The organism is Furfurilactobacillus entadae (assembly GCF_045862745.1).
Taxonomy (GTDB): Bacteria; Bacillota; Bacilli; order Lactobacillales; family Lactobacillaceae; genus Furfurilactobacillus; species Furfurilactobacillus entadae.
Genome location: NZ_BQXN01000002.1, coordinates 32,508 through 49,467, shown reverse-complemented (window position 1 = coordinate 49,467; position 16,960 = coordinate 32,508). Strand labels below are relative to the sequence as shown.

Genomic DNA, 16,960 nt, shown 5'->3' with positions numbered 1-16,960 from the left:
CGCCGCTACGACTGCACAAAAAAAGACGCCTCAGATTCCCTAAACTGAGGCGCCGGTGGCGGGGAAGTTTGTTGACACCATGAAAACTTTGGGTTGATTTTCATGAAACACATTGTTTTAAATACGATCATTAACCATCCCGGAAGGATGATCCTCGAGCGCATACTGCGCAAATTGTCGAACTTTTCTTCAAAAGTTGTCAAAAAAACACTCACAACATGAAGCAATGGCCCAGCCGTGAAGATCGGCCATCTCTTGGGAATTTTTGGGTCACAAACCATGCTCCCCGCTACGCGTTAAGCTTAGCACGACGACATCATTGTCACAAGCAAAGTGGATCACGCTTATGCGTCACTTAACTCAAAGTGGGTACCATCATCTTCGATCCGTGCCAATAAATGTTTTGTTGGATCTGGATCAAACTGACCAAAATCAACAACTGCATGCCCATTTTCATCACGGACATCCTCGATTCGATCCATCACGACGCTCTTCAAGATTTTAATGACCGCCCGGTGCTTTTGCATCCGTTTAGCGGCTGCCGCCAGCGTAAAGCCCTCATCCATGTAGGCCTTAATGGCGCGAACCTTGAAGACTGTATCATAGGTAAACTTCCGGTTCCCCTCATCTTGACTAACACTGTCGACATACCCTTTGTCCGTCCAGTAGCGAAGCTGGGTTACAGAGACCCCCGATGCGCGGGCTAAATCACTGATTCCAAGCAACACGCCGTCACTCCGTAAAATTTCGCGTAACCATTCCGGCGTCTCTGCCGGACCAAGCATTCTATCCATAAATAACCTCGATTAATTAATGAAACCGTTATCACATTTTTAGGTGTTCTTGTCACGTTTACTTGAACTATTATATATTTTGAAATAAGTTTGTCAACTTGCTTGACATGGATTACCGAAAGAATTATATTAGTCACCGTACTTTTTTACACAAGCAAATTTCACAAACGAAAGAAGGAGCACTTTTATGTCAGAAGTTGTCGACACAAACGGCAAACCCTATAACCGGACACTGATGGTTATCGTGTTGCTGATCGGTACATTTTGTACCGTGTTGAACCAAACGATTTTGACGACCGCTTTCCCTACATTAATGAAAGCCTTCGATATTTCAACATCAACGGTTCAATGGTTGACCACCGGATTCTTAATGGTCAACGGGATCATGATCCCAATTTCGGCTTACTTATCCAGCCGTTTCAATTCTAAGTGGCTATACATTTCAGCCATGACGATTTTTGAAATCGGAACGATTATTGCCTTTATCGCCCCAAACTACGGAACGTTACTTAGTGGTCGGTTAATCCAAGCCGTTGGGGTTGGGATCGCCATGCCATTGTTGCAAACGTTAATGCTAACGATCTTCCCAGCCAGCTCACGTGGTGCTGCCATGGGTCTTGCCGGAATCGTTATCGGGGTTGCCCCCGCAATTGGACCAACCTTATCTGGGTGGGTCATTGATAACTACACATGGCGTGATCTGTTCGGAATGATCATCCCCATTGTTGCCTTAGTTATTATTCTTGCGTTTTTCTTCATGAAATCCGTTATTGAAACATCAAAGCCAAAACTTGATTGGTTATCTGTCGGCTTGTCCACCCTTGGATTTGGGTCCTTACTTTATGGGTTCTCATCCGTTGGGAACGATGGCTGGACATCCGTCAAGGTTATCAGCATGCTCGTCATCGGGGTCATCATCATTGGCCTGTTCGTTTGGCGTCAATTAACGATGGAAAAGCCATTCCTTCAACTGCGTGTGTTCAAATCTAAAGAATTCACCATTGCTGCCATTCTAAGTTCCGTTATTATGATGGCCATGACTGGTGTTGAACTGGTTCTGCCACTTTATCTGCAAATCGTTCGTGGGATGAGCGCCTTCCATTCAGGGTTGACCTTACTGGCAGGTGCCATGATGATGGCACTTATGAGTCCCATTACGGGTCAAACATTTGACCGGTTGGGTGCCCGTCGGTTAGCCATCGCCGGCATGTTCTTATTAACAGCTGGAACCATTCCGTTTGCCATGATCACAAAGTCCACACCAACCATCTACATCACGTTCTTGTACGCGGTTCGGATGTTTGGGATCTCAATGGTCATGATGCCTGTTACGACTGCCGGAATGAACGCGTTGTCCTTTGACTTGATTTCTCACGGGACTGCCGTTAACAACACCACCCGGCAAGTGGCAACGTCCATTGGCTCTGCCATATTGGTTTCCGTTTTAACAAACGTCACCAAGGGTGCCATGCCTGCGCACCATATCCTCAAAGAAACACCTTTGGAATATAAGGTTAAGGCCATCAATGCAACGTTAAGTGGTTATCACGCAACGTTCTGGGTTGCCATTGCCTTTTGTTTGATCGGGTTTGTGCTCGCCTTCTTCTTGAAGGGAGCTAACCGTGCATCAATCTCAGTTGATGACAACTCAACTAAAGAATTAAAATCTGATGTCGCTGAAAATAACGGAGGTGAAGCATAATGATTTTAGCAACCTTAGTTATTGGTGCCATCGCACTATTCGTCTGCTTCGTGTACATCAAACCAATGACATGGCGTTTAATTGGTACGTTTATTGCCATGATCATCCTGGTCTTCTCTTTAACCATGATTACCCAAAATGACCGTGATCATTACGGGATGCACAAGGTCACAACGTCGACAACAAAGACCATCTACTCTGCTGATCCAAGCGGTAAGATGAACATGGTTCTGTACCAAAAGATCGGAACCAAGGGTAAGGAAGATACCCAGATTTACTCAACCAAAAAGGGCCAAAAGAAGCCTGGCCACACCCAGGTCAACGAATACACGACCAATAAGGTGAAAACAACCACCAGCACAACGGCAACCATGAAGACCACGGTAACAAAGTGGCGCTACAAGGATGACCGTGCTAAGTTATGGTTCGGGATCTCAGGAAACGACGGTAAACTCGTTAAACGGGTAAACACCTTCTACCTCCCACAATCATGGCTCCACTTGTCAACAGCACAGGTTAAGCAATTGAAGGCTGAAATGGCCAAAATGCAAACACCTGCTGCTAAGGCACAAATGAAGGAACAAGGCGCTGCCTACGTTAAGGCGCAAATGCAAGCCGCCATTGCAAAGGATCCTAGCATTGCAACGGACCAGGCCAAACAAGCTGCTTTAAGCAAGCAATACGCTGCGGACTTCCAAAACAATTTGATCAAACAGGCCGTTGCACAATTAAAGTAACCCGTCAGTTTCACCAATGAGTAATCAAAAAACGTCACCCTCCCCCAGGGTGACGTTTTTTTGGTCTTCACAGACCGGTTTCATTCAATTCGTAACGGCGGCTAACGCCCCTGACGGATACTAACGGACCGAACTGGACGTAACTGGTTCGCCGTCAGCATTTCATAAGTGGCAACGACAGTCTCTGCGGTAAAGTGGAAATGCTTCACGACCGCAGCCCCGTTACCACTCGCCCCAAAGCCAGTCATCCCGATCACTTGACCATCAAGGCCGACATACTGCGCCCAATCGGTTGGCGTTCCCATTTCGATGGCTACCCGCTGACGAACTGCGGACGGTAAGACGCGTTCTCTGTACGCTGCTGGTTGGGCGTTAAACAGTTCCATGCATGGCATGGAAATTACCGCCACGTCATGGCCCCGTTGCCGCAACGTCTTTTGAGCTGCAAGCGCCAGCTGAACTTCAGACCCGCTCGCAAGCAATAATCCACTTGGTTGCACACCTTGTTGTGGTGAAATGACGTACCCACCACGACTAACCCCTTCTGGATGGGCCCGGGCCCCAGCTAATACAGGAACCGCCTGCCGTGTCAGAATCAACGCAGTGGGCTGGTGCCGACTACTCAGGGCCTGTTGCCATGCCGCGATGGTTTCGTTTGCGTCGGCCGGACGAATGACGTTTAATCCGGGCAGTGCCCGTAATCCTGCCAATTGTTCAACCGGTTCATGCGTTGGGCCATCCTCGCCGACCGCAATGGAATCATGGGTCAACACGTACGTGACGGGCAGCTTTTGCAACGCAGCCAAGCGAATGGCACCGCGCATGTAGTCTGAGAAGACAAAGAATGTACTTCCGAAGATTCGTGAACCCCCATGCAACGCGATCCCGTTAAGAGCACATCCTTCGGCAAATTCACGAACACCAAACCAAACGTTTCGCTGGTCACTATGCGCTGCGTCAAACCGTCCGCTAGCAGCAACCGCCGTTTTATTTGATGAGAACAAGTCGGCGGCGCCACCCCATAAACTTGAGTTCCGCTCACTTGCGGCCTGGATGATTTTTTCACTGGTCAGGCGGGTCGCCTCTTGATCCCCATCATGGTAGTTGGTCACTAAATCACTCAAATCAACGTGATCAAGCTGACGGACATCATCAGCAAACGCGCTTGCCAACGCCGGGCATTGTTCTTCGTAGGCAACCATGAGCTTATTCCAGGCCCGTTCTGCATCACTGCCACGTTGACCGATCGTCTTGGCAAACCGTTCATACACAGTCCCTGGCACTTTAAATGGTTCGTATGACCACTGATATGCTGCCTTTGTTGCTGCCAGTGCTTCCTCACTAAGGGGGGCGCCGTGCACTTTATTGGTACCTGCTTGCGGTGAGCCGGCCCCAATGACCGTTTTGACTTCAATTAACGTTGGCCGTTGTTCTTCGTCCTTGGCCGCGTCAATGGCCGCGTCAATGGCCTCAAGGTCTGTGCCATCTTCAACCCGTTGATAGGCCCAGCCATAGCTTTCAAACCGTTTCTGAACGTTATCCTGACACGCGTTGCTTAGCGGCCCATCCAACGACACATCGTTTGAATCATACAAAACAATCAACTTATTGAGCTGAAGCTGACCGGCCAAACTAGCGGCTTCGTGGGAGATTCCTTCCATCAGATCCCCATCACCAACGACAACGTAGGTCCGGTGGTCAACCACCTTAAACCCTGGTCGGTTATACCGCGCGGCAACATGTCGTTCTGCCATGGCCATCCCAACGGCCATTCCGAGGCCCTGGCCTAATGGACCCGTTGTTGCCTCAACGCCATCAGTCCACCCATACTCTGGATGACCCGGCGTCCGGCTTCCTAACTGGCGGAAATGCTGTAGGTCTTCAACCGTTAACTGGTAGCCACTAAGGTGAAGTAAGCTGTAAAGCATGGCTGACCCATGACCCGCGGACAGGACAAACCGATCGCGATTAAACCAGTGTGAATCTCGCGGATTAACCGTCATGTGGCGTGACCACAAAACATACGCAAGTGGCGCCACTCCTAAGGGCAATCCCGGGTGCCCTGACTTTGCTGCATTAATAGCATCGAGGCTTAACATTCGAACGCCGTTTACGGCTAATTCATCAATTTGATCAAACATTTTCTTCATCGTCCTTTTTACTCACAACGAATTGTTTCGTCGGTTTTTAACTTTGGTCTATGTCAGCAACAATAGCGATTGTTCATGCTTTCGGCAACAATAATTTGGTAATAAACGTGGCGATTAGATGAGAAAGCAATGAAGATTGGTTTGAGTAATAATTTGTTAAAACGCTGATTTGACAGCAATTCATTTCAATTGGTATAGCCAATGACAGCCGGTTGCACTTTCTCATTATTTTATCCTTAAAAATTGTTTAATCGACAATTAAAAAGCGTTAAATTCAATATTGGTATAGGCATCGTTTCAATCATTATCTCACTCAAATCTATTTATCTCCCGCACAAATTGGTCCATTTACGCAAAAAAACACCGTCACAACGAATTGTGACGGTGTTTGGATTAATCAACTTAATGTGTGGCCGAAGCCAGGTTGTCTACCACCAACCGTTAGATTGCCAGAAGCTTTGAGCTGCTGACCATGAACCGTAACGTGAAGTAGCGTACTGTGTAGCCACTGCTTCTTGGTGAGCGGCTGAAAGGTCGCCACCCAACTTGTCCATGCTCAATTGGTACTTACCGTAGTATTGACCGTTTTGGGCCGTGTATGAACCACCTGATTCACGGGCAGCGATGTAAGCTTGGGCAGCTGAATCAGATGATGAAGCTGCAGCAGGTGCTGTAGTTGTGTCTGTCATTGCAGCTGCAGGCGTTGATGTTGCGGCCTGAGTAGTAGTTGTCGTAGTCGTTATTGCAGCAGCGACAGGAGCAGTTTGCGTTGCAGCTGCAGGTGTTGTCGTTGTAGCTGAACCGTTTGCGTCTGGCATTACTAATGATTGGTCAACAAAGATTAAGCTACCACCGTTTTGCAAGTGGTTTGCGTTGACAACAGCATCGATCGTCGTGTTGTGGTCAGCAGCCAATTGTGACACTGTGTCGCCGCTCTTAACGGTAACAGTTGTATCGGCATTTGCAATTGTAGTCCCAACTGATAATAATGCACCAGCACTAATGGTAGATAAAACGGCTTTTTTGATCTTCATAAAGTAAATTACACTCCTAATTTTTTAGTGAACGATATCGTTCACAGGGCTATTTGCTCACCTAATGATTCAGGTGAATGTGTATCTTTGTAACTCAACGATGTTCACTATACAGCGTGTAAATAACAGAAAAATACCGTCAGCATTACATTTTTTTGGATTTTTGTTACATAAGCATTTTTTTGCAACATTCTGTAATATTTGGCTGCGCTGGCCTAGCGACTGAAACTGGTGATCCACTCCCGTTTTCAGGGCGTTTTCAATTCAATTGGTAACAATTTAAAAAGCTTAGCAACCGCCAATCTGCGCGGTTGCTAAGCTTTTAAATCAATAACTAATTTGTCCATTTTCTAAACAAACGATCAACCAATAAAAGGCTGACTAGCAATAGAATCCCCATTAAAAGAAATGTCCCATCTTTTAGCCAATCAATGATAAATCCGAAAATAAAGTTCCCAACCGGGTGCATAAAGTCGACGGAAATGAACCAAATCCCAAAAACACGCCCTAAAAACGCCACATCTGTTTCATTTTGAACGAGGGTAAACAGCCCCACCCCGATTCGTGAAATCAAAAATCCATAGATTGCAGTGACCGTTAACAAAACTGGGTAGGGACGCCACACCCCAGCAACGAGCATAACAGCGCTCAGAATGTAAATGTCCCGTTCGATCCGTGGGAGTGTCCGAGCCCGTTTAGCACGAACCAAACTAAGGCCACCAATCATCCCCCCAATTGCCATTACGGCCATTAAGTAGCTGTATAGATGCTCATCACCACCAAAATAATTTTTGACATCATATGGTAGCAGGAGGTTAAAAGCGGCAAAAAAAATGTTAATGACACTATCAATCACGACCATTTTGACCAAAACCGGCTTAGCCATCACGTACTTAAACCCGCTTTGTAGGCTGGTCCAGATTGACAGTCGCGTTGTGGTCGTCGGTGTGTACTGATAACGAATCCCAAATAATAGTAGTAACGATAGCAAAAACGAGCCTGCGTTGATCAATAAAAATTCACGAAAGTCGATCCACGAAACGGCCAGTAATGCGCCCCCTAACAACGGCGCAGCAATATCTGCTAGGTTCAATGACGTGTTCGAAATGGCGTTAAACCGTTGTAGGGCTGGTTCCTCAATCATTTCCGGCACCATCGCCTTAGCCGCCGGAAAGTTAAAGCCTAAGCCAATGTCCAAGATGGCGGTCAGTAACACCAATTGATAAAAGATGGGGTGATTAACATCCACAATTAGCGCCATCAGCAGACACGCCACAAAACTGATGATGTCCGACCACAGCATGACCATCTTCCGGTTGGTACTGTCGACTAACGGACCCGCCAGTAAATCAGCGAGAACCAAGACCAGGCCCCCAATCCCTTGAACAACCCCCAGCATTGACGCCGTTCCGGTCGCTTTCACAATGAACCAGTTTAACCCGAAGATGTACAATGCATCCCCCAGCCGTGAAATAAACGGACTTAGAAATAACGGCCAACTGAACCGTCGCTTCGTCATCACCCGTGTTTGTGTTGTCATCCTAACCGCCCCCTTTTCCTAAAATATCCATCAATCATACCAAATCTAACCGCTAAACGTAACCAATTCGCGGGATGTTCCGGTTTGTAAACCTGTAATTAAGGAAAAAAAGTGCTTCCCGTTATGCTGGTCACATTTTCGAGGCTACCACAAACGCGTGAACGGGCCCAGGCCCTCTTTCTGTAACACAAAATCCCCTCAATCCCTTCATTGATAAAAGGCACGTCACGCTGGTCACATTTTCTGACCTGTCCTAAACACGTGAACGGGCCCAGGCCCTCCTCATTTAACCCCAAAGCACCCCTCATGGATAAAGTTCATCCATAAGGGGTGCTTTGGGGTTAAATGACTGAGCCTAATCGGGCCCGTTCACGCTCTTAATATTGTCTCAAGTACACCTTATCAATCACATGGTGGTTCGTTTTATGCAAGATCACGTTTGCACGGCTTCTTGTTGGTAAGATGTATTCGTTTAAGTTTCTCAAGTTCACACTATCCCACACCTGGCGGGCGTACAAAAAGGCCTCTTCACGTGGCTCCGTTGCCAATTCGTGGTAATAGTTTGTTTCATCGTTAAACGCTGAATTTAACAACAGGTTAAAGCGTTCCAAGTACCAGTGCTCAATGAGCTGTGGCGCAGCGTCAACATACAGCGAGAAATCAAAGAAATCACTCACGAAAATTTCCGCCGTTGAGGGTAGCTGGAGTACGTTGATCCCTTCAACGATCAGGATGTCTGGTTGGTCCACCACATCATATTCACCCGGGATGACGTCATACACCTGATGAGAATACTTTGGCGCCTTGACCCGCGGTTGTGCCCGTTTAACATCGTTTAAAAACCGGATCAGTTTTTGCATGTCATAGCTTTCAGGAAAGCCTTTGTCTTCAGTAAGCCCCTTTTCAGCCAAAACGTCATTTGGATACAGGAACCCATCTGTCGTGATTTGCTGAACCTTTAGTTCCGGATACAAATGATTCAACATGAGGGCTAAGAGCCGGGCTGTTGTGGATTTCCCCACCGCGACAGACCCAGCGATCCCCATGATAAACGGCGGCTTCGAACTTGGAATCTGAAGAAAGTGACTCCGATTTTCGTTGGCCTGTTGGAACTCATGGTATTTCATTAAAATGTAGTGAACTAGCGGCATGTAGATTTCCTCCACGTCCGCTAACGAAATTCGGTCGTTCAGTGATTGAATTCGTTTTAAATCAGCGGGTTCAAGCCCAACCGTTGTTGTGTCGGATAGATCACGCCACCGATTCCGTTCAAACCCATCGTAGTTACCCAATTTTTCTTCCATTATGTTCTCACCACGTTTTCTTCAAAAATCCTCTAAAGTATAGCATACCGTCGTGAATTGTGGTCGTATTCACAACAGTAAAAAACGCCCGGACCACCACGTGATGATCACGGGTGGTCTGGACGTTTTCAGATTAAAATCTATTCATGTTCCATGACATAAAGTGCTGGATCAACACGATCCATCAGCGGCGTTAATTGCCCGCTTGCTAAGATCGTTAACTGGTGCATCGCCCGTGAACAAATTGTGTACAGCAACTGCCGTTCACTTTCATCATGGTACACCGCTGCCGACGCGTTCCAAACGATGATTGCGTCGAATTCCAACCCCTTAGCTAAGTAAGCTGGAATGATCAGCGTGCCCGGCACAAGCCGTTGGTTTTCCGTCCGGATCAGGGTCGCGTGAACACCGTCGGCCTTTAGCCGGTCAGCCACCGCTTCACACTCCGCAAACGTCTTGCCGATGATCGCGGTTGTTTCTCCCTGTTGCTCATTGATTGCTAATTGCTGTTCTAACCGCGCGTACAACGCGTTGTCATCTTCCGTAACCAACACCGTTGGCCGGTCACCGTCACGGTTAAACGCGGTAATTTGCTCACCGTCCACCAGAAGGTCTTTGGTAAAGTCCGTAATTTCTTGCGTTGACCGGTACGACTTGGTCAGTTGAACGACGTTTGTTTTCTCTGGATCAAACATCGTGGACAGCTCACTTAATAATGTCCGGCTGTTCTCCTGGGTAAAGATGGCCTGGTTCAAGTCGCCAAGCAGCGTGAACTTTGCCCGTGGGAAACTAAACTTCAAAAAGGCAAGTTGGAACGCGGAGTAGTCCTGAACTTCATCAATAAAGACAAAGCGAATCTCCTTTTCACCCTTTTTCCCGGTCATCATGTCATACAAATAGAGGTACGCCGACGTATCTGCAAGTGACAACTGATGGTTACGGTAACCACTCAACGTTGCATCAACGCTCGCCTGCCACTGTTCTGGTGTCACGTGGGCGTCAGCCAGACTTAAGTAATTTGGCACGTTCCGCATGAAGTGGGCATACTGCGCGTTGATGTTTAGGTACCGGCTACGCGTAATGGCCAGTTGGACCGGTTTAAACGCCTTCATCACAATTTGCCGGGCAAGGAAACGGTATTCCTTTTCCTGACTATCAAACTCCCGCGGCTGGTCACCAAACATGGTATCCATTTCTTCACGCGTTAAATTTTGAACGGCGTCTTCCACCCACTTATCCCGCATCTCCGTGCTAATTCGCCGGTTCAACAAGCGAATCAACTCTTCACGCGTAGCAGATAACCGGTTTCCTAAATGATAGTTTTCATTAAATGAATAGTAAATTTCCGCAATTTGTTCCTTACTAATGAAGACTTGGTCACGGAACTTAATGTCTCGGAAGCGCATATCGGCTTGTTCAAGGTGGTTCGCGTATTTCGTGACCACATCAAAGTACGCCAGACTCCCTTTCAGGGCATTGACCGCCTTAAACTGATCATTTGTCGTGGCGTCAAACCGCTGTTGCAACGTTTCGACCTGAATCTTTGGAAGCCGCCGATTTGTGTACTGTAGATACGTCATTTGAACCATGTTTTGCTCGCCAAGTTCTGGCAGCACCTGGTTAATGTAATCATTGAACAACTGGTTCGGCGAAAACAGGACAACCTGACCGGACGTTAAATTGCCCCGGTACCGGTACAGTAACCACGCAACCCGTTGTAAGACAGCTGCCGTTTTCCCGGAACCAGCGGCCCCCTGAACAAACAGTAAATCAGAGGCCGTGTCCCGAATGATCTGGTTTTGTTCCTTTTGAATGGTCGTTACGATGCTCTTCATCTTGGTGTCGGACGAATTGCCCAACGCCTCCATCAGCATTTGATCACCAACAACTTCATCCGTGTCAAACAGCGTAACGATCACGCCGTCTTTAATTTGAAACTGCCTTTTGAGCTGCACATCCACCGTTTGGGGACCATCCGGCGTTTGGTAGGTGATGTCCCCCAATCCACCATCATAGTAAATTGAAGAAATTGGCGCCCGCCAGTCATAAATCAAAAAGTGATCCGGTGAGTCCGCAAACGAGCCTAACCCGATGTAGATCGTTTCTGGCGCATGATCCAAGTCTTCCTGGAAGTCGATCCGGGCAAAATATGGTGTCTTTTCGAGCTTTTGCAACACGTCTAACCGTTCCGTCGCGTGTTGCCAGCTATTTTGCCGTTCATCCAGCATTTGTTGCTGGGCCCGCAATGACATGGCCGTATCGGTCATCCCTTCATAGCTCCCCGTGTTCAGATGGACTTCACCAAAGGCCCGTTCAATGTCCTTGGTGTCACGTGCTGCCGTTGCAATGTCTTCACTTGCAACCTGCTCTGCCGTTTTGACCTTCTCGACGACAGCATCTAAATGTGTTTGTTCTTGCTGCTGAATTGAGTCTGCCATTTGTTTGTCCCCGTTTTTTCGTCGTCATTTTGTTTTTCATCCCATGATTGCCATGGTTTTATTAACTATAATTGTAAAAAATCGCACAAAATATTATAGCCCATTTAAGTCTGAGAGTAAAACAACAGTGCTTCACGTCGCAAAACCATTTGGAAGTCATAAATTTTAACAAAGGCCGAGCCTAGCAGTCGCTATTCTGGCCTTAGATGCTTAAACTAGGAGTCAGAAAGTGCGGGAGGTCATGCTATGGATCAACTCATCCACATCATCAGTCATCTCCAGGATTACGTTGTGCCACTTTTTTCCTGGCTAGGAAACTGGAGTTACGTCACACTATTTTTACTCATCTTCGCTGAAACCGGGCTGGTTGTTTTCCCGTGGCTTCCTGGTGAATCACTTATCTTTGTCACCAGTGCCATTGCCGCGGCTACCCAAACCAGCCTCGATATCAAGGTCCTCATTCCAATCTTCTTTTTTGCGGCCGTTTTGGGCGACACGCTGAACTTCCGCATCGGAATGTGGCTTCTTCACTTTAAATTCATCGAACGTCATCTTCATGGCGGTCTTGTGCGTGGACAAGCCTTCTTTAAACGTTATGGTGGCCGCGCCGTTATTTTTGGCCGGTTTGTTCCATTAATAAGAACATTTGTCCCACTCTTAGCCGGCTCCACCAAAATGAATGAACGCCGCTTTGCCGTCCTGAACGTTATTGGTGTGGCTTTGTGGGTAACCGTCGGCAGCGTTCTGGGGTATTACTTTGGTCGTTTACCATTTGTGCAGGCACACTTTGCGTGGATTTTCCTCGCTGTCGCCCTCATTGGGATCGTTCCCGGTTTTATCATGGGCGCAGTCCGCTACGTGCAACGACACAGCAACCATTTCTACGAACCGTAACTCACAACTAAACTCAATTGGTTGATTGCTGGTGAATTTGCTATGATAGGGGTAACAACTTTACACGGAGGGTTTCATGTCATTTAACGTTTACATGGTTCGCCACGGGCAAACCTACCTTAACTTATACCACCGGATGCAGGGCTGGTCAGACGCGCCGCTAACAGCGAAGGGTGTTAATGATGGGCACCATGCCGGTGAATTATTGGCCCACGTGCCTTTTGATGCTGCTTACTCCAGTGACTTAGCCCGTACCCAAGCTACTGGACGCCTCATTTTGGCTGAAAATCCCGTTGCCCTCACCGACCCAACACCACGGTTTGAATTTCGTGAACAATTCTTTGGCTTTTGGGAAGGCTACGACGACATGCTGATGTGGCACCAGATCGGTTCGCCACTGGGCGGTGACTCCTACAACGCGTTAATTGCCAAGTACGGCCTGGAAAAAGCCACTAACATCGTGGCCGAAGCTGACCAGTACCATCATGCCGAAACTTACGCTGACGTCTGGACCCGCATCCAAGATGGAATCACCCTTTTGCGTGACCAGCATCACGATGGCGATAACGTGCTTGTGGTCACCCACGGCACGTACATCCGCCATGTCCTCGATCACTTCTCAACCACGTTACCGGCCCAACCAGGCCCACGAAATGGGAGTGTCACCAAGCTCGTCATTAGCGATGACCACGTTGACGTTGTTTATACCGATAAATTAACTGACATTGACTAATTAAAAGACATCATGCCCCCTGGATCAACTCCAGGATGGCATGATGTCTTTTTGCACCGCGTTAAAAATCACCAGCAGTCATTTTGCCCGCGTCAATTAGCGCGCTGTTTAAGAACCAGTGCCGGTGCCAATCACCGTTTAACGCCGTGAAGGGCACAGGTGTTGCGCCATTCTCAGCAACCTTTTTCAACAAGTAGTTACGCATGATCCAAATATCTTCGTAAGACCGCTGGGTCAGGTGCATGATGTGCCCCAGTTTAACGGTACTGATTCCCAGTTCTTCGGTGACCTGGGCCACGGTCAACCCAGCCCGCTGAAAGTTTTCCTGAAGTTCATTTTCTGTTGCTGTCATTTGTTGTGCGGTTAACGTCATGATTAAAGGTCTCCTTTATCCGATGGTAATAGTGTGGTGACAAGCTGGTCCAGTGCGTTTAAGGCGGCTTCTCGTTGGGCATCCGTTAGTGCGCCGTCTACCCGCTGATTAAGCGTTCCAAACCCCCGGGTGATTTCTTGATCAACCGTTTGGCCGTGTGGCGTTAGGTACAGGTGTTTGGTCCGTTCATCTGTCCCCTCAAATCGCCGTTCTAATAGATCCTTGCCTTCCAGTGATTTCAATAAATTTGTCATACTGGCAACGTTACGGCTTAATAGGTCGGCAACCGTCCGCTGGTTGACCCCCGGATGGGCACCCACGTAATGAATCACGTTTGCCTGATCATTATTGAGCGCCAACGTCCGCAAATACCTGTTCATCGTTGCTGTCTGCCAGGCCGCCAACCGGTGAATGGTTGCAGCTAGTGTCCGTTCATTCGTTGTTTCCATTTTGTCACCTCCACATGAAGTACCCTTAGTATAAAGCTTTACGTTTTAATTGCAACTGTTTTTAAAACAACTAAGAAACTAAAAAAAGTGCAACCATGATTTTGGTTGCACTTCTAACGGGCTTAATTTTGTTCAGTTGTGTATCGTGGTGCCCCAAGCAACGGCTGGCCGTTAGTGACCTGCACCGGTTCACGTTGTGTGGTCAATAGCTGACTCAACGCCGCTAACTTTGGGTCACGGTGAACGTGGGTCAAATCTTGCTCTTGTTCACTGCCAGCGACAAACCGCCGGGCCACTTGATTAATGTTGTTTGTCAGTTGCTTCACGTCTGGTTGCTGGTTGCGCGCTTCAAACGTCACGATATCACGAACCAATTGGCCCAGGAGTTCGTCGTTATCCACATGTTGCGCTAAATAAGTAATGACATCTTTCATCTCATGCACCTCACCTATCAACTTGAATGTGAGCCATATCATAGTGCTTCTCTTCCTCGCTGTCAACACAATAACGATCCTAAATATCGGCCTTAATAATTCATTATTTTATTTTGAGGTTCGGTTAAGCTTTCCCCTGTATTCTAATAACCATAGATAACAGCAACTTATCTATCGTTCACATTAACAAACTCCTAAAGAATTCACCCCGTAAAAACCGCCTTCTGTTATGGCTAGCAGAAGGCGGTTTTTGTAGTACTGATTTAATTTATAACAGGGTCAACCCCGCCTGACGGGCGCGTTCTTGGTACATAGGAATTTCGTCATCAGCAGCCCGCACAAAGTGGTGCGGTGTGATTTCAACCATGCGCCGTGGTTTATCATCACCCTCAAGCGTCGGTTCGTACGTGAGCTCCGTCCGGGCCCGTTCAATCTCTGGATCAGGAACGGGAACCGCTGACAAGAGACTCGTCGTGTAATCGTGTAATGGCTTTGTGTACACTTCATCGGCTGGCCCAATTTCAAGCATCCGACCGTAGTGCATGACCCCGATCCGGTCAGAAATGTACTTCACCATCGACAAATCATGGGCGATAAACAGATACGTCAAGTTCTGTTTAATTTGTAATTCTTTCATCAGGTTGACCACCTGAGCCTGGATGGAAACATCCAACGCGGAAATCGGTTCATCAGCAATGATAAACTCAGGTTTCACGGCCAAGGCCCGGGCAATCCCGATCCGTTGCCGTTGCCCACCTGAAAACTCGTGGGGGTAGCGACTTGAGTGGTCCTTATTCAACCCCACCGTTTCCAGCAGGTCTTCAACCATTTGTGACCGCTCCGCATCATTTTTCGCTAAGTGATGGATGTCGATCCCCTCAGCGACAATGTCCTTGACCTTCATCCGCGGGTTCAATGAGGCATACGGATCTTGAAAGATCATCTGCATTTCTTTCCGAAATTCCAGTTGCGCCTTTCGATCCTTAATTTTCGCCACATCTTGGTCATTGAACAACACCTCACCTGACGTTGGGTCGTACAGGTGAATGATGGCACGGCCTGTCGTGGTCTTCCCTGACCCAGATTCCCCGACAAGTCCAAACGTTTCACCCTCATAAACATCAAAGGAAACGTCATCGACAGCGTGAACTTCATCACGCCGGCCGACATTGAAATACTGTTTTAAGTGCTTCACTTGAAGAATCTTTTTTCGATTCGTGTAATCCATGCTGACGTCCCCCTTTCTATTCGCGATCGTCGTCATCAACGTTTGGTGCGGTTGTCACAGGTGTTTGTGGCCGAACCAATTCACCGGCGTCGTTGTGCATGTTAACCCACTGCGCTTGGCGTTTGGCAATGGCTGCCGGCGGTGTCACCTTTGGCGCCCGTGGATCTAACAGCCACGTTGCCGCAAAGTGCGTTGGTGAGACCTCGAAGAATGGTGGTTCCTGTTCAGCATCAATTTTCAATGCGTATGGGTTTCTGGCCGCAAACGCATCACCAGTTGGTGGATCCAGCAAGTCTGGTGGGGTCCCAGGAATGGCAGACAGATCTCCACTTTGCGTGTCCAACGTCGGCATGGAGTTTAATAGTCCCCAAGTATACGGGTGTTGGGGGTTGTAGAAGATCTCGTCAACCGTCCCATACTCCACAATTTTACCAGCATACATAACGGCGATCCGGTCAGCCATCCCGGCCACAACACCAAGGTCATGGGTAATGAAGATGATCGACGTGCTGATTTTTTCCTGGAGTTCCTTCATTAATTTCAGAATTTGTGCCTGAATCGTCACGTCCAACGCGGTGGTTGGTTCATCCGCAATCAGCACCTCTGGGTAACAAATCAGGGCGATTGCAATCACGATCCGCTGACGCATCCCCCCAGAAAACTGGTGCGGATAATCGTTGATCCGGTGCTCAGCATCCGTGATCCCGACCAGTTTCAGCATTTCTAATGCTTGTTCCATGGCCTTTTCACGGGAAACGTGGTTATGGATCCGCAGTGGTTCCGCAATTTGCCGGCCAATCTTCATGGTTGGGTCAAGCGATGTCATTGGATCTTGAAAGATCATCGCGATGTCCTTACCACGAATCTCCTGCATTTCCTTTTCGGACTTTTTCAGAACATCTTCACCATGAAACAGGATCTCGCCGCCAGCGACTTCTGCGTTTTCCGCGTTTAAGCCCATGAGTGAACGGGTCGTAACGGACTTCCCGGATCCAGATTCACCAACAATGGCCAGTGTCTCCCCCTTTTTCAGGTTAAAGGAGACGTCCCGGATGGCTTTAACCGTTCCAGCATAAGTGTTGAAGTTAATGCGGAGGTTCTTTACTTCAATTAAATTATCATTTTCAAGCTTTTCCACGATGAACTTCAC

15 protein-coding genes are annotated in these 16,960 nt (G+C 47.9%); 4 read left to right on the top strand and 11 right to left on the bottom strand.

What is annotated here, in order from left to right; translation table 11 throughout:
* Positions 1–344: 344 nt before the first annotated feature.
* Positions 345–794 (bottom strand): MerR family transcriptional regulator, encoded by a 450-nt coding sequence (locus tag ACKTR5_RS01380; protein WP_407878575.1) that lies wholly within the window; start codon positions 792–794, stop codon positions 345–347.
* A gap of 187 nt (positions 795–981) precedes the next feature.
* Between ACKTR5_RS01380 and ACKTR5_RS01375 the strand changes: the two genes are divergently transcribed.
* Together ACKTR5_RS01375 and ACKTR5_RS01370 are read left to right on the top strand one after the other, a co-directional pair.
* The gene (locus ACKTR5_RS01375; protein WP_407878573.1) at positions 982–2,496 is read left to right on the top strand and encodes an MDR family MFS transporter; all 1,515 of its coding nucleotides are present in this window, start codon (positions 982–984) and stop codon (positions 2,494–2,496) included.
* On the top strand, positions 2,496–3,233 hold the full coding sequence (locus tag ACKTR5_RS01370; RefSeq protein ID WP_407878572.1) for a DUF4811 domain-containing protein: 738 nt from the start codon (positions 2,496–2,498) through the stop codon (positions 3,231–3,233). Before ACKTR5_RS01375 ends, ACKTR5_RS01370 begins: the two co-directional genes overlap by 1 nt.
* 101 nt (positions 3,234–3,334) lie before the next feature.
* Here ACKTR5_RS01370 and tkt read toward each other — a convergent pair whose 3' ends face one another.
* The 5 genes from tkt to helD all read right to left on the bottom strand — a co-directional run bounded on the left by tkt (position 3,335) and on the right by helD (position 11,699).
* Complete coding sequence (tkt, locus tag ACKTR5_RS01365) at positions 3,335–5,374, bottom strand: transketolase (RefSeq protein WP_407878571.1); 2,040 nt, start codon at positions 5,372–5,374, stop codon at positions 3,335–3,337.
* A gap of 437 nt (positions 5,375–5,811) precedes the next feature.
* The gene (gene apf / locus ACKTR5_RS01360) at positions 5,812–6,417 is read right to left on the bottom strand and encodes an aggregation-promoting factor (RefSeq protein WP_407878570.1); all 606 of its coding nucleotides are present in this window, start codon (positions 6,415–6,417) and stop codon (positions 5,812–5,814) included.
* Positions 6,418–6,751: 334 nt separating this feature from the next.
* A complete protein-coding gene (locus ACKTR5_RS01355; protein WP_407878569.1) occupies positions 6,752–7,957 on the bottom strand; it encodes an MFS transporter in 1,206 nt (401 codons plus the stop codon).
* A 377-nt stretch (positions 7,958–8,334) separates the two neighbouring features.
* Complete coding sequence (coaA, locus tag ACKTR5_RS01350) at positions 8,335–9,261, bottom strand: type I pantothenate kinase (protein WP_407878568.1); 927 nt, start codon at positions 9,259–9,261, stop codon at positions 8,335–8,337.
* A gap of 140 nt (positions 9,262–9,401) precedes the next feature.
* Positions 9,402–11,699, bottom strand: coding sequence for an RNA polymerase recycling motor HelD (gene helD / locus ACKTR5_RS01345; protein WP_407878567.1), 2,298 nt, complete (start codon positions 11,697–11,699; stop codon positions 9,402–9,404).
* A gap of 246 nt (positions 11,700–11,945) precedes the next feature.
* Here helD and ACKTR5_RS01340 point away from each other — a divergent pair, with 246 nt between their 5' ends.
* Positions 11,946–12,593, top strand: coding sequence for a VTT domain-containing protein (locus ACKTR5_RS01340; RefSeq protein WP_407878566.1), 648 nt, complete (start codon positions 11,946–11,948; stop codon positions 12,591–12,593).
* Positions 12,594–12,669: 76 nt separating this feature from the next.
* On the top strand, positions 12,670–13,326 hold the full coding sequence (locus ACKTR5_RS01335; protein WP_407878564.1) for a histidine phosphatase family protein: 657 nt from the start codon (positions 12,670–12,672) through the stop codon (positions 13,324–13,326).
* A gap of 61 nt (positions 13,327–13,387) precedes the next feature.
* Here the strand turns inward: ACKTR5_RS01335 and ACKTR5_RS01330 are convergent, their stop codons facing one another.
* The 5 genes from ACKTR5_RS01330 to ACKTR5_RS01310 all read right to left on the bottom strand — a co-directional run bounded on the left by ACKTR5_RS01330 (position 13,388) and on the right by ACKTR5_RS01310 (position 16,948).
* Complete coding sequence (locus ACKTR5_RS01330; RefSeq protein WP_407878562.1) at positions 13,388–13,699, bottom strand: DUF2316 family protein; 312 nt, start codon at positions 13,697–13,699, stop codon at positions 13,388–13,390.
* A 2-nt stretch (positions 13,700–13,701) separates the two neighbouring features.
* Complete coding sequence (locus ACKTR5_RS01325; RefSeq protein WP_407878560.1) at positions 13,702–14,148, bottom strand: MarR family winged helix-turn-helix transcriptional regulator; 447 nt, start codon at positions 14,146–14,148, stop codon at positions 13,702–13,704.
* Between the two features lie 122 nt (positions 14,149–14,270).
* On the bottom strand, positions 14,271–14,582 hold the full coding sequence (locus ACKTR5_RS01320; protein WP_407878558.1) for a hypothetical protein: 312 nt from the start codon (positions 14,580–14,582) through the stop codon (positions 14,271–14,273).
* Positions 14,583–14,850: 268 nt separating this feature from the next.
* Positions 14,851–15,810, bottom strand: a complete 960-nt coding sequence (locus ACKTR5_RS01315) for an ABC transporter ATP-binding protein (RefSeq protein ID WP_407878556.1) — start codon at positions 15,808–15,810, stop codon at positions 14,851–14,853.
* A 16-nt stretch (positions 15,811–15,826) separates the two neighbouring features.
* Positions 15,827–16,948, bottom strand: coding sequence for an ABC transporter ATP-binding protein (locus ACKTR5_RS01310; protein WP_407878554.1), 1,122 nt, complete (start codon positions 16,946–16,948; stop codon positions 15,827–15,829).
* Between the last annotated feature and the right edge of the window lie 12 nt (positions 16,949–16,960).

Coding starts and splice junctions, on each gene's coding strand:
- apf (WP_407878570.1), bottom strand. CDS start 6,417: ATGAAGATCAAAAAAGCCGTTTTATCTACCATTAGTGCTGGTGCATTA.
- ACKTR5_RS01335 (WP_407878564.1), top strand. CDS start 12,670: ATGTCATTTAACGTTTACATGGTTCGCCACGGGCAAACCTACCTTAAC.
- ACKTR5_RS01320 (WP_407878558.1), bottom strand. CDS start 14,582: ATGAAAGATGTCATTACTTATTTAGCGCAACATGTGGATAACGACGAA.
- ACKTR5_RS01330 (WP_407878562.1), bottom strand. CDS start 13,699: ATGACGTTAACCGCACAACAAATGACAGCAACAGAAAATGAACTTCAG.
- ACKTR5_RS01370 (WP_407878572.1), top strand. CDS start 2,496: ATGATTTTAGCAACCTTAGTTATTGGTGCCATCGCACTATTCGTCTGC.
- ACKTR5_RS01380 (WP_407878575.1), bottom strand. CDS start 794: ATGGATAGAATGCTTGGTCCGGCAGAGACGCCGGAATGGTTACGCGAA.
- tkt (WP_407878571.1), bottom strand. CDS start 5,374: ATGTTTGATCAAATTGATGAATTAGCCGTAAACGGCGTTCGAATGTTA.
- ACKTR5_RS01355 (WP_407878569.1), bottom strand. CDS start 7,957: ATGACAACACAAACACGGGTGATGACGAAGCGACGGTTCAGTTGGCCG.
- ACKTR5_RS01315 (WP_407878556.1), bottom strand. CDS start 15,810: ATGGATTACACGAATCGAAAAAAGATTCTTCAAGTGAAGCACTTAAAA.
- coaA (WP_407878568.1), bottom strand. CDS start 9,261: ATGGAAGAAAAATTGGGTAACTACGATGGGTTTGAACGGAATCGGTGG.
- ACKTR5_RS01340 (WP_407878566.1), top strand. CDS start 11,946: ATGGATCAACTCATCCACATCATCAGTCATCTCCAGGATTACGTTGTG.
- helD (WP_407878567.1), bottom strand. CDS start 11,699: ATGGCAGACTCAATTCAGCAGCAAGAACAAACACATTTAGATGCTGTC.
- ACKTR5_RS01375 (WP_407878573.1), top strand. CDS start 982: ATGTCAGAAGTTGTCGACACAAACGGCAAACCCTATAACCGGACACTG.
- ACKTR5_RS01325 (WP_407878560.1), bottom strand. CDS start 14,148: ATGGAAACAACGAATGAACGGACACTAGCTGCAACCATTCACCGGTTG.